Here is a 12,474-nt window from a genome sequence, read left to right as displayed (position 1 = left end):
GCGATCTCCGGGTCTGGAGCGAGAAGTCCTTTCAGACGGTGGTGCTCCGTGGGCCGGGTAGCGGAGGTTGCGCCCGCCGGACGACCCCACAAGACTCACGCCCACGCAGCTACGGATCGGTGCGGTCGTGGTCGGCGCGTCGGACGTCCCACGCGCGTGCGGTTCTGGTGCGAGGCACTCGGTTACGTTCGGCGTAGTCGCGGACAGGACGACACTTTCGTCGTTCTCGCGCCGAAATCCGGCATCGGACCCAACATTTCGGTGACACTGTCCGAAAGTCCCCTCGAGGCACGACCACGCGTTCACCTGGACCTCTACACCGACGACCAGGATGGCGAGGTGGAACGGCTCGTCACACTCGGCGCCGGGCGCGTCGAGTGGCACGACTACCCGGACGACGCGGATTTCGTCGTTCTCGCCGACACCGAAGGAAATCGGTTCTGCGTGGTCGACAAAGGTGAGACATAAGGGTCTACTGTGGATTAAGCACACCACATACTGTCCACACAGGACTTAGGCGAAATTGGGGCGCCGATGGGCCGTCCAACCCCGAAGCGTCACGGTTCCCGTCACCGACGTTGTGCCGACTTTCTGTGCCGCAGCAAGGGGTTCCGCGTGGGTAGTTCGTCGAAAGGGGCGGGCTTGCCGAGGTAGTAGCCCTGCACCTTGTCACAGCCGAGACCGGCCAAGAGGTCGAGCTGCCGCGCCGTTTCGACGCCTTCGGCCACGACCGTGAGGGCCACGGAATGAGCCATGGCGATGATGCTGGTGACAATGGCCTCCCGGTCACTGGACTCACCGAGATCGCTGACGAAGGACCGGTCGATCTTCAGGGTGTCCACCGGGAGACGCTGCAGCTGGGCCAGCGAGGAGTACCCGGTTCCGAAATCGTCGATGGCCAGCTCGACACCGAGGTCCCTGAGCTCGTTCAAGACCCAGGTGGCTTGCGCGGGGTCGTGCATGATGGCTTCTTCGGTGATCTCCAGGCACAGGGCCTCGGCAGGTAGCTCGGCGGCGGCGAGGGCATGTTGCACCACCGTGTGCAACTGGGGGTCGCGAAGCTGGCGGGGTGAGAGATTGGCGTTGAGCTGCAGATCGAGTTCGAGGCGGTCACGTTCGGCTGCGAACTGGCGAGTCGCTGTACGCAGCATGTGCGCGCCGACGTGCTGGATCAGGTCGCTTTCCTCTGCGATCGGGATGAACTCGCCCGGAGAGACAGCACCGTGCGCCGGGTGGTCCCACCGCAACAGCGCCTCGGCGGCCACGGTGCGTTCGGTCCGCAGGTCGACGACAGGCTGGTACGCCACCCACAACTGATCCTTCGAAGCGGCGTGGCGCAGATCCTGCTCCAGGGCCATGTGACGCTGCACCCGTTCCCGTAGCTGCACGTCGAAGAACGTCAGACGACCCCCACCGCGCGCCTTGGCCTGATACAGGGCAACGTCGGCGTCCCGCAGCAGGTCCTGTCCTCGGCGAGCGTCCCCAATGGACGCGACGACGACTCCGATGCTGGCGTTGACGTGCAACTGCCTGCCGCGGACATCGACCGGCTCGGTGAGAACGGCGAGGAGGCGTTCGCCGAACTCGGCGAGAACGTCGCGATCGCTCTCGTCCACGAGAACGACGAACTCGTCGCCACCGATGCGACCCACCACGTTCTCGCCGGCAACGGTGCGCAACAGTCGCTGCCCGACGACGCAGAGGACGTCGTCACCGGCACCGTGGCCGAGGGAGTCGTTGATGCGTTTGAAGTTGTCGAGGTCGAGATACAGGATCGCCAGCGGGTCGCCGTCCGAACGGATGTCGCAATGCCGCAGCACCAGCGTGCGGTTGGCCAACCCGGTGAGCGGATCGTGAGTGGCCTCGTGTTCCAGGCGTTGCTGCGCGGCGCGACGTTCGGTGATGTCGGTGAACGACACGACCACGTTGTGCGGCGGGTCCTCGCGTGGAGTCAGTGCGCGGCTGGTCACCGAGACCCACACGTCGCTGCCGTCGCCGCGCCGCAAGCGCAACACGCGTGAATTCACCGGCTCCCCGGTCCGCTGCGTCACCGTCGTCGGGTGTTCCTCCGGCGTCAACAGCCGTCCGTTCTCGTCGAACACCGACCAGGACACGGACGAGGAATCCACGAGTTCGGATTCGTCCGAGTCGAGAATGCGCTGCGCTGCGGGATTGACGGCCGCGACGGTTCCCTCCGCGCCGACGACGACCACGCCCTCGTCGAGGGCGGCGACCACGGTGGCGTAGTCCTGCTCGGCCCGCTTGCGCTCCGCCGCCTCGTGGCGAGCCAGATCCTGCTGCACCCGCTCCCTGCGCGAGGTCTCGTCGAGCACGCGCTTGCGCATCGTTTCCACCGCGTGCGCGACCGTAGCCAGCTCGGGCGGCCGCACCACCCCCACCGGACGGTCGAGGTCTCCCTCGGCCACCTGGTCGACTTGAAAGACGAGCTTGCGCAACGGGCGGGTCAGAGACCTGCGCAGGAACAGGAGTGCGCCCGCTGCGAGGACGACACTCGCCGCGACAGCGCTCCAGGTCAGCCAGTTGGCCGCCGCGCGCGCCGCCCCGGCCTTGGCGGTGTCGTCAGCGGCGATCTCGTTGAGTCGCTGCTGCAGATCGGCCAGCTCAGCGCGCAGCACCTCGTCCTGCCTGGACAGCGTCCGCGCTTCTTCCGGCGACAACGGCGACGGCCCCTGGCTTCGCACCTGCTCGATCATCGGCGCGACGGAGTCCCTGCGCCAGGTCCGCGACGCTTCGCGAACATCGTTGAGTGAACTCGTGACCTGTGGAAAGCCGCCCATGTTCTCGTCGATGATCTGTCCGAAACGGGTGGCCTCGTCCCGTCTGATCCGGTATGCGCCGAGAAACTCCGGATCAGCGGTGTCCTGGAAGTCCCGCACCGCGTTCGACTGATCGGAGTACGCCGCGGCGAGCCCACTGGCCGCGATCTGGGACGGAACGACCTTCGTGGTCAGCTGGATCGTCACGGCCTCGTCCCACTGACGAAACACGAACGTACCCACGGAAACCGCACCGAGCAGCACGAGCAGCACCGCCACCAGCACGTAGACGCGGCCCAGCAGTGACACCCGGCCACGCCACAGCGAACCCATGCCCCGAGTATGCGATGACGCACAGCCCCCGTGCTCGGCGGTGGCGACTTCGGAGGATCACACCCGCGCCGGCAGGCGCGAGAGCGACGACGAGAGAGTCGAGGCGTTCCGGATCTCGGCGTAGAGCAGCGGAACTGAGACTGAGACTGAAAGTGACCAGCCACTGTCCAAGCAGATGGAAAGTGGCTGGTCACGGTGGAGCCGCCTGGGGGAGTCGAACCCCCGACCTACGCATTACGAGTGCGTCGCTCTGACCGACTGAGCTAAGGCGGCGAATGCGGGACTCAGTGTAGCGGGCAGCGGCAGAGCGCTGTGCGCACCCCCGCGTCACGACACCGGCCACGCCGAGCGGCCCGCGTCTCCGGCGATCAGCCGCGATGCAACGTGGCGGCGAGGGCTTCGACGGCGATGATCGGCTTCACGTTCTGCGACAGCGCCTCACGACACTGCAGGACCGCCTCCAAGCGCCGCAGCGTCGACTCCGACGTCCACTCCGTTGCGGCGCGGGAGACCTGCTCGTCGCAATCCGGATGGTTCAACGGAGTCCGCGCTCCCGACCGCGTCACCAACACGTCCCGGTAGAACCCCGCGAGATCCACCAGCGCGAGATCGAGTGCGTCCCGCTGCGACCGGGTGGTACGTGACTTCTGTCGCTTCTCCAACTCCTTGAGCGCGGCGTTCGCGCTCCGCGTCGCCGAAGCGGTGCCCTTTCCGGTGCCGCCCGCACCCATCGCGGTCTTCAGCTCTTCCTTCTCGGCCTCGTTACGTTCCTCGTTCGCCGCGGTAGCCTCCGACTCGGCCGTGGCCACGACACCCGTGGCGGCGCGGAAGACGTCCGCGAACCGCGTCATCCCGAGCGGGATCCGCAACACCGCCGCACGCCGATCCCGCGCCTGCTCGTCCGTCGCGAGCCGCCGGGCACGGCCGATGTGGCCGCCACACACCGACGCCGCCCACTCCGCCGTCTCAGGCTCCACGCCGTCCCGCTCACGCAGGACCTCGGCGATCGCGTCCGCCGACGGAGTCCGCAGTCGCACCACGCGGCAGCGCGACCGAATCGTCACCGACACGTCCTCCGGGTGGTCCGACGGGGCGCACAACAGGAACACGGTGCGATCCGGCGGCTCCTCCACCGCTTTCAACAACGCGTTCGCCGCGCCCTCGGTGAGCCGGTCCGAATCCTCGATGAGCACCACGCGCCACTCGCCCGTGGTCGGCCTTCGCGCGGCGGCTTGCACCAGCGAGCGCATCTCCGCCACGGAGATCGACAAACCCTCGGGTACGACCAGCCGCACGTCCGCGTGCGTGCCCGCGAACACGGTCCGGCACGCCGAGCAGTCACCGCACCCCGGCACCTCGTCGGGACCGGTCCGCTCGCACTGCAGCGCCGCCGCGAAAGCACGGGCTGCGACCGAACGCCCGGACCCGGGCGGGCCGGTGAACAACCACGAGTGCGTCATCGCACCCGCAGGCGAGCGCTCACCCCGCACCTGACTCGACGCCGCCTGTGCGGCCGCCGCGAGCACCCGCACCGCGTCGGGCTGGCCGACCACGTCCGACCACACGCCGGAACGCGGTGGCACCACACCCTCCACCGGGTCGGGCGTGTTCACGTGCTCCTCCACGGCGCCCACCCTACGGCCGCACCCCGTCACCCCGGACGCCAGGACCGCGCGGTCAGTGGTGCGAACGGCACTCTCGCCACGTCTCACGGGGCGAAGGTGCCGTTCGCCTCATCGGTAGGGGCGGAGCGAGGGGACCTCCAACTCACGGCGGCCCTGCGCGACGAGGTTCTGCTGCGGCACCGTCGACGAACGCCGCGTCGGGCCGTGCGCATCCGGCACGGAGGCCGTCAGGCGGGCCGCCTGCGCCGACGACTCGTCGTGACGGGAAGCGCGACGCCGTTGTTGCGGAACAGCGCCTCGCTCGACCAGCCGCTGCACCGCGTCCTCGTGCTGCTGCTCGACGGTCTCCTGAACGTCGGACGTCGTCGCTCGCCGCACGGCCCCGCTCAGAGCGTCGCCGAACATCTGCATCGCGGATAACGGCTGAGTCCCGTCCGCACCGGACAACGCATCACGCATGTCGCCTCCCGTCGGCGCCGTCGCTCAACGGAGTATCCGCCGAGCGCCGGCGCAAAGCCAGGCCTCGGAGGGCATTGTGGAACGTGGGCCGGTAGGCCGCGTGGCCGGTACCGCCGCCCCAGTACGTATGAGGCGTGCCCTACGGGCACAACCGCCGGTTCCCACACGCCCTGTCAGGACGACTTCGTCGAACTCGCCTTCGCCGAGGACGAAGACGACGTGCTCTTCTTCGTGCTCGCCGTCTTCCGTCCCGACGTGCTCTTCGACGCCGTGGACTTCGAGGCAGTGCTCTTGGTGGCTGTGGACTTCGACGCCGTGCCCTTCGACGAAGAGCCCTTCGAGGCTGTGCTCTTGGTGGCTGTGCTCTTGGTGGCCGTGCTCTTCTTCTTCGCCGGAGCCTTCTTCTTCGCCGGAGCCTTCGCCCGACGTTCCTGGATCAGCTCGACCGCACGGTCCAACGTGATCGACTCGACGTCGTCACCCTTGCGCAGCGACGCGTTCGTCTCCCCGTCGGTCACGTACGGGCCGAAGCGGCCGTCCTTGATCACCAACGCGTTGCCCGTGTCCGGCTCGTCACCCATCTCGCGCAGCGGCGGTGCGGGCGCGCGCCGGCCGCGCTGTTTGGGCTGCGCATAGATCTTCAACGCCTCGTCCACGGTGACCGTGAAGATCTGTTCCTCGGTCTCCAGCGACCGCGAGTCGGTGCCGCGCTTGAGGTACGGGCCGTAGCGGCCGTTCTGCGCGGTGATCTGCTCACCCGACTCGGGGTCGTCACCCACCACCCGAGGAAGCGACAGCAGCTTCAGCGCGTCGTCGAGCGTCATCGAGTCCAGCGACATCGACTTGAACAGCGACCCGGTGCGCGGCTTGCTCTTGTCGCCCTCCGGCAGGATCTCGGTGACGTACGGGCCGAACCGCCCCTCCTTCGCCACGATCTCGTGCTCGGTCTCCGGGTCGGTGCCGAGACTGCGCCCCTCCATCGGCGTGGCGAACAACTTCTCGGCGACGTCGATGTCGAGCTCGTCCGGCGGGAGGTCGTCCGGCAGGTTCGCGCGCTGCGACTCCGGCGTGCCGTCCTCCTTGGTTCCCAGCACCCGCTCCAGGTACGGGCCGTACCGGCCGACCCGGACGTAGACCGTCCGGCCCTGCTCGTCGGTGCACATCGGAATCGAGTTGATCTCACGCGCGTCGATCTCCTCCACGCCGGAACCGACGAGCTTCTTGAGACCACCGGCCCGGCCGATCGAGTCGTCGGGACCCACGTCGCCGCCGAAGTAGAACCCGGCCAGCCAGCGGGTGCGCTGCTGACGCCCCTCGGCGATGCCGTCGAGTTCGTCCTCCAACGCGGCCGTGAAGTCGTAGTCGACGAGCCTGCCGAAGTGCTTCTCCATGAGACCGACGACGGCGAAGGCGATCCACGACGGCACCAGCGCCGAGCCCTTCCGCCACACGTAGCCGCGGTCCTGAACCGTGCTGATGATCGAGGCGTACGTCGACGGGCGTCCGATGCCCATCTCCTCCATCGCCTTGACCAGGCTCGGCTCGGTGTAGCGGGCAGGCGGGTTCGTCGAGTGTCCGTCCGGGGACAGCTCCGTGGCCGTGATCGCCTGGTCCTGCACCAACTGCGGCAGCCGCGACTCGGCATCGTCGGCACTGCCGCCGGCCTCGGAGTCGACGGACTCCACGTACGCCCGGAGGAAACCGGAGAAGGTGATCGTGCGGCCGGAGGCGGCGAACGTGCACTGCTCGCCGCCCTCGGCGGTGCCGGTGATCCGCACCGAGAGCGTGGTGCCCTTCGCGTCGGCCATCTGCGAGGCGATGGTGCGCTGCCAGATCAGCTCGTAGAGCTTGAACCCGTCCGTGTCGAGCTCGGAGGCGACCTCGCCCGGGGTGCGGAAGTTCTCCCCCGCCGGCCGGATCGCCTCGTGCGCCTCCTGGGCGTTCTTCACCTTGCGCGTGTACTGGCGCGGCGACTTCGTCACGAACGAGTCGCCGTAGAGCTCACGCGCCTGGCTGCGCGCGGCGTTCAACGCGGCGTCGGACAACGTCGTGGAGTCCGTACGCATGTAGGTGATGTAGCCGTTCTCGTAGAGCCGCTGCGCGGTGCGCATCGTCCGGTCCGACGAGAACTTCAGCTTGCGGCCGGCCTCCTGCTGCAATGTCGAGGTCATGAACGGCGCGTACGGCTTCCGCGTGTACGGCTTCTCCTCGACGCTCGACACGCTCAGCGAGGCGCTCGCGAGGCCGTCGGCGAGCTGCCGGGCGTCGGCTTCGGTCAGCACCCGCACGTCGGCGCTCTTCAACTGGCCGTCGGGGCCGAAGTCCCGGCCCGTCGCGACCTTGGCGCCGTCGACGGAGACCAAGCGCGCGGAGAACGACCGCGGGTCGGCCTCGGCGCCCGCGTCGAGCGTCGCGGACAGGTCCCAGTAATGCGCGGAGACGAAGCTGATGCGCTCGCGCTCGCGCTGGACCACCACGCGGGTGGCCACCGACTGCACCCGGCCCGCCGAGAGCTTCGGCATGACCTTCTTCCACAGCACCGGGCTGACCTCGTAGCCGTAGAGCCGGTCGAGGATGCGACGGGTCTCCTGCGCGTCCACGAGGTCCTGGTCGAGGTCGCGCGGGTTCTCGGCGGCGGCCTGGATGGCGGACTCGGTGATCTCGTGGAACACCATCCGCCGCACCGGCACCTTCGGCTTCAGCGTCTGCATCAGGTGCCAGGCGATCGCCTCGCCCTCGCGGTCACCATCCGTGGCGAGGTAGAGCTCGTCGACGTCCTTCAACGCGTCCTTGAGCTCGGTCACCGTCGGCTTCTTGTCCGCGGTGACCAGGTACAGCGGCTCGAAGTCGTTGTCCACGTCCACGCCGAGCCGCGCCCAGGACTGCCCCTTGTACTTCGCGGGCACGTCGGCGGCGCCGCGGGGCAGGTCGCGGATGTGGCCACGGGAGGACTCCACCACGAAGTTGGACCCGAGGAAGGACGCGATCTTGCGCGCCTTCGCGGGCGACTCGACGATCACCAGTCGCCGAGCGTTTCCGGCACCGTTGGTGCCGTTCTGCTTCGTTCGTGTCGACCCAGCCACGCTTACCTGCTCTCGTCTCGCGGAGGTGTCCGATTCGCCAGTGTGCACCGTGCGCGGTCGGCGGCCACGCTCCGGGGGACGGACAGCGTGGCACGAACACCGCGGTTTCCGCGCGTCTCGCCCCTACGAACGTATCGGGTGAGCGCTCTGTTCCGGCGCGTGACCTCGGTGTCTGTGCGGCGTGACACTCACGACACCCACGGCCAAGTTCGCTCGATCGCACCATTCGGTACGGGTCCGACCAGTTCGGCGAGCCGCGCGATACGGCGGCGCCCGGTGACCCTCAGTGCGGGTCCCCCGCCCCGGACACCGAGGGACTTAGCGGGCAGGCCCGCCCGCCCCAGCGCGTCGAGCAGCGGAGCATGCGTGTCCGGAGCGTGCGGGTCCAAGCCGAGGACGTAGCCACCCGGCTCGAGGTGCCCGGAGGCCAGCGCCCAGATGCGAAGCGCGTTGCCGTGCGGGGCGAACGTGGGCGGCACGGCTTTGACCGCTCCGCGCAGCCAGGAGGAGGCCAGCGCGGTGAGGTCGGCGCGGAACGCGGTCCGGATCAGCGGATGCCCTCCTTCGGAGCGGGCCACCTCGGCGTCGACTCCGCGCTCGGCGCAGGCCTCCACCAGGGACACCGCGCGCCAGTGCTCGCCCACCACCACGGAGAGCCGGGCGGCCGTTCCCCGGCCGAAACCGACCGCCTGGCCCTGGGCGCACAGCAACCCGGCCAGGTCGGCGATCCGAGGCGGCTGAGCCTCGGCCGAGTAGAAGGACAACTGGTCCACGGCTGATCAGGATAGAACAACCGTTCGAACCCCGCCAGCCCCACGCACCACCGAACAGCGGGGTGGCAAATTCGCGCGAATTTGCCACCCCGCTATCCACAGGGGGCGGAGTTGTCCACAGGGTGATCAGGTCGTTCGGGGGCTCACTGTCCCGGGGGCGGCTGAGGTGCTCCGCCGGGCTGCTGCGGCGGCTGGCCGGGCTGCTGCGGCGGGGCCATCAGGGCTTGGCATTCCTGGGCCTGCATGGCGGCCTGGTTCAGCTCCTGGTTCCGGTCGAACTCGGTGAACTGCTCCTGGAAGTTGATCTGCTCACCACGCTTGAGCTCGTTCTGCACCTCGGTCATGCCCTGGGTGAACGCCTGCTCGTTGCTCGTGTCGACCTGCTCGGCCTTGCCCTTCGCGCTGCGTAGGACGTCGGTGACCTGCACGAACCCTTCTTGGAAGGTCGAGTTGAGCTTGTCGCCTCCGTTGATCGGCGACGGCCCGAGGCCTTGCAGCTCGGACACCGTCTGGTTCGCCGACTGCTCGGCGGAGTCGATCTGGGCGATCGAGGACTGCTTGAACGCCTCCGGGCTGCTCTGGTCGACCTGCGGTCCTTGCTGTTGCGACTGGGCGAAGCCGCCGATGAGTCCGCAGAGGCTCCCGACCCAGCGCACCCCGTCCTGCTGACCGCCCTGCTGACCCTCCTGCTGGCCCTGCTGCTGCTCGGCGGGCGGCTGTTGCGGAGCCTGCTGGGACTGGTCCTGCGACTGCTGCGAGCAGCCTGCGAGGACGAGTGGGACTGCCGCGAGCGCTGCGACGGACGTCGTTCGGATACTCAATGCACGCTCCCTGCTGGTCGCTTGCTCGTGCTGGCACGACTGTCCCGCATCTGCCCGGGCCCGGCCCGACCCGGGGTGCGCACGAGCAGGAGGGCACCCCACGGATGAGGTGCCCTCCTGACAGGTGAGGCGGGTCAGCTCGCGCCGTTGGTCACCGCGCCCTGCTCCGCCGACGTGCCGGCGATCGCCGTGCTGCGGCGCTTGGACAGGACGACGGCGCCGACGATCACGGCGGTCGCGACGACCGCGATGCCGATCCGCAGCGCCGGGGACGCCGCGTCACCGACCGAGAGCGCGACGACGGCAGGGGCGATCAACACCGACACCAGGTTCATCACCTTGAGTAGCGGGTTGATCGCCGGTCCCGCCGTGTCCTTGAACGGGTCGCCGACGGTGTCGCCGATGACGGTGGCTTCGTGCGAGTCGGACCCCTTGCCTCCGTGGTAGCCGTCCTCGACGAGCTTCTTGGAGTTGTCCCACGCACCGCCGGAGTTGGCCAGGAAGATGGCCATGAGCGCTCCGGTGGCGATCGCGCCCGCGAGGTATCCGGCCAGCGGCCCGACGCCGAGCCCGAAGCCGACCGCGATCGGCGCGAGCACCGCGAGCAGGCCGGGAGTGGCCAGCTCACGCAGCGAGTCACGGGTGCAGATGTCGACGACACGGCCGTACTCGGGACGAGTCGACCCGTCCATGATTCCCGGGTTGGCCGAGAACTGGCGGCGCACCTCGTACACGACGGCCCCGGCCGCCCGCGAGACCGCGTTGATCGCCAGCCCGGTGAACAGGAACACCACGGAGGCGCCGATGACGACACCGACGAGCACGTTCGGCGCGTACACGACGAAGTCGCCCGCGAGGAACTGCTGGCCAGCCCCGACGAGCGCCGCGGTGATCGCGTCCAGGTAGGAACCGAACAGAGCGGTCGCCGCGAGCACCGCGGTGGCGATCGCGATGCCCTTGGTGATCGCCTTGGTGGTGTTGCCGACGGCGTCGAGCTCGGTGAGGATGTTCGCGCTCTCGCCTTCGACCTCGCCGGACATCTCGGCGATGCCCTGGGCGTTGTCGCTGACGGGGCCGAACGTGTCCATCGCGACGATCACGCCGACGGTGGTCAGCAGACCGCACCCGGCCAGGGCGATCGCGAACAGTGCCACCGACAGCGTCGAGGACAGCAGGAACGCGCCGAAGACCGCGACGCCGATGACGAGCGCGGTGTATACGGCGGATTCGAAGCCGACCGACAGTCCGGTGAGGATCACCGTGGCGGGCCCGGTCAACGACGACTCGCCGACGTCCCGGACCGGCCGGTGCTCGGTCGCGGTGAAGTAGCCGGTGAGCTTGAGGATCACGACGGCCAGCAGGATGCCGATGATCACCGCGACGAGGGCGATGAGTGCCGGGCTGCCGTCGATCGCGCGGACCTCGTCGGAGACACCGGTGAGTCCGGCGAACGAGCCCGGCAGGTACAGCACCGCCGCGATCGCGCACAGCACGCCGGAGATGCCCGCCGAGATGTAGAAGGAGCGGTTGATGGCGGTGAGCGCGCTCTCGCCGCTGCGGGCCTTGGTGATGTACACGCCGATGACGGCGGTGAGTACGCCGATGGCGGGAACGATCAGCGGGAACAGCAGTCCTTGCAGGCCGAAGGCGGCCGTGCCGAGGATCAGTGCGGCGACGAGCGTGACCGCGTAGGACTCGAAGAGATCGGCGGCCATGCCCGCACAGTCGCCGACGTTGTCCCCGACGTTGTCGGCGATGGTCGCGGCGTTGCGCGGGTCGTCCTCGGGGATGTTGTGTTCGACCTTGCCGACGAGGTCGGCGCCGACGTCGGCGGCCTTGGTGAAGATGCCGCCGCCGACACGCATGAACATGGCCAGCAGGGCGGCGCCGAAACCGAACCCTTCGAGCACGCGTGGAGCCTGTCCGGCGTAGACGAGGACGACGAGCGCGGCGCCGAGCAGGCCGAGGCCGATGGTGGTCATGCCGACGACGCCGCCGGTGCGGAACGCGACGCGCATCGCCTTCTCGCGGCCTCCGTCCTCGGTGGAGGCCGCCGCCACGCGCAGGTTCGCGCGGGTGGACAACCACATGCCGAGGTAGCCGATGACGGCGCTGAACGCGGCGCCGAAGAGGAAGAAGATCGATCGTCCGATGCGTTCGGACAGCGTCTCGGCCGGGAGCGCGAACAGCACCAGGAACACCGCGACGGCGAACACGGCGAGGGTGCGGAACTGCCGGTTGAGGTAGGCCGAGGCGCCTTCCTGCACCGCTTGGGCGATCTCGCGCATCTTCACGGTGCCCTGTCCGGCGGCGAGTACCTCTCTGGTGAGTACGGAGCCGAACGCGAGCGCGCCGAGGGCGATGGCGATGACGACGCCGACCACCGCGTAGTCGGGGCCGGTGAGGGCAATGTCTGTCGATGCGGCTCGGACACCGGAAGACTCCGGTGGTGCAGCGCCCTGGGCCCATCCTCCGTGGACCCCGAAGAGCAGGGACATCCGTCCTCCTGGGTTGTTCTCGATCAACATCGGAGGCCACGCGTTCGATCTCCGACGCGGGTGGGGCGTGCTCGCTCCCGGCATTCCCGGCAACGACGTCGTGGC

Annotated in this window: 8 protein-coding genes and 1 tRNA gene; 1 reads left to right on the top strand and 8 read right to left on the bottom strand. The window is 68.9% G+C overall.

What is annotated here, in order from left to right; translation table 11 throughout:
• Positions 1 to 48: 48 nt before the first annotated feature.
• Positions 49 to 468: a VOC family protein gene (locus tag GIY23_RS01560; RefSeq protein WP_323847469.1), complete on the top strand. Its 420-nt coding sequence runs from the start codon at positions 49 to 51 to the stop codon at positions 466 to 468.
• Between the two features lie 101 nt (positions 469 to 569).
• Here GIY23_RS01560 and GIY23_RS01555 read toward each other — a convergent pair whose 3' ends face one another.
• From GIY23_RS01555 to GIY23_RS01520, 8 genes are all read right to left on the bottom strand, one after another.
• On the bottom strand, positions 570 to 3,110 hold the full coding sequence (locus tag GIY23_RS01555; protein ID WP_154075024.1) for an EAL domain-containing protein: 2,541 nt from the start codon (positions 3,108 to 3,110) through the stop codon (positions 570 to 572).
• Positions 3,111 to 3,306: 196 nt separating this feature from the next.
• Positions 3,307 to 3,383, bottom strand: a tRNA-Thr gene (locus GIY23_RS01550).
• A 95-nt stretch (positions 3,384 to 3,478) separates the two neighbouring features.
• Entirely contained in the window at positions 3,479 to 4,705 is a 1,227-nt protein-coding gene (locus GIY23_RS01545) for a DNA polymerase III subunit delta' (RefSeq protein ID WP_154078534.1), read from the bottom strand.
• Between the two features lie 138 nt (positions 4,706 to 4,843).
• Complete coding sequence (locus GIY23_RS01540) at positions 4,844 to 5,194, bottom strand: hypothetical protein (protein WP_154075023.1); 351 nt, start codon at positions 5,192 to 5,194, stop codon at positions 4,844 to 4,846.
• Between the two features lie 173 nt (positions 5,195 to 5,367).
• Positions 5,368 to 8,277 carry a type I DNA topoisomerase gene (topA, locus tag GIY23_RS01535; protein WP_154075022.1) on the bottom strand — a complete coding sequence of 970 codons (2,910 nt, stop codon included), beginning with the start codon at positions 8,275 to 8,277 and terminating at the stop codon, positions 5,368 to 5,370.
• A gap of 188 nt (positions 8,278 to 8,465) precedes the next feature.
• Complete coding sequence (locus tag GIY23_RS01530) at positions 8,466 to 9,050, bottom strand: hypothetical protein (protein WP_154075021.1); 585 nt, start codon at positions 9,048 to 9,050, stop codon at positions 8,466 to 8,468.
• A gap of 143 nt (positions 9,051 to 9,193) precedes the next feature.
• Entirely contained in the window at positions 9,194 to 9,871 is a 678-nt protein-coding gene (locus GIY23_RS01525; RefSeq protein ID WP_154075020.1) for a hypothetical protein, read from the bottom strand.
• Between the two features lie 134 nt (positions 9,872 to 10,005).
• Positions 10,006 to 12,369, bottom strand: a complete 2,364-nt coding sequence (locus GIY23_RS01520) for a sodium-translocating pyrophosphatase (protein ID WP_154075019.1) — start codon at positions 12,367 to 12,369, stop codon at positions 10,006 to 10,008.
• Between the last annotated feature and the right edge of the window lie 105 nt (positions 12,370 to 12,474).

The organism is Allosaccharopolyspora coralli (assembly GCF_009664835.1).
Lineage (GTDB): Bacteria > Actinomycetota > Actinomycetes > Mycobacteriales > Pseudonocardiaceae > Allosaccharopolyspora > Allosaccharopolyspora coralli.
The sequence above is the reverse complement of the archived record's forward strand: the minus strand, read 5'-3'. Positions and strand labels throughout refer to the sequence as shown.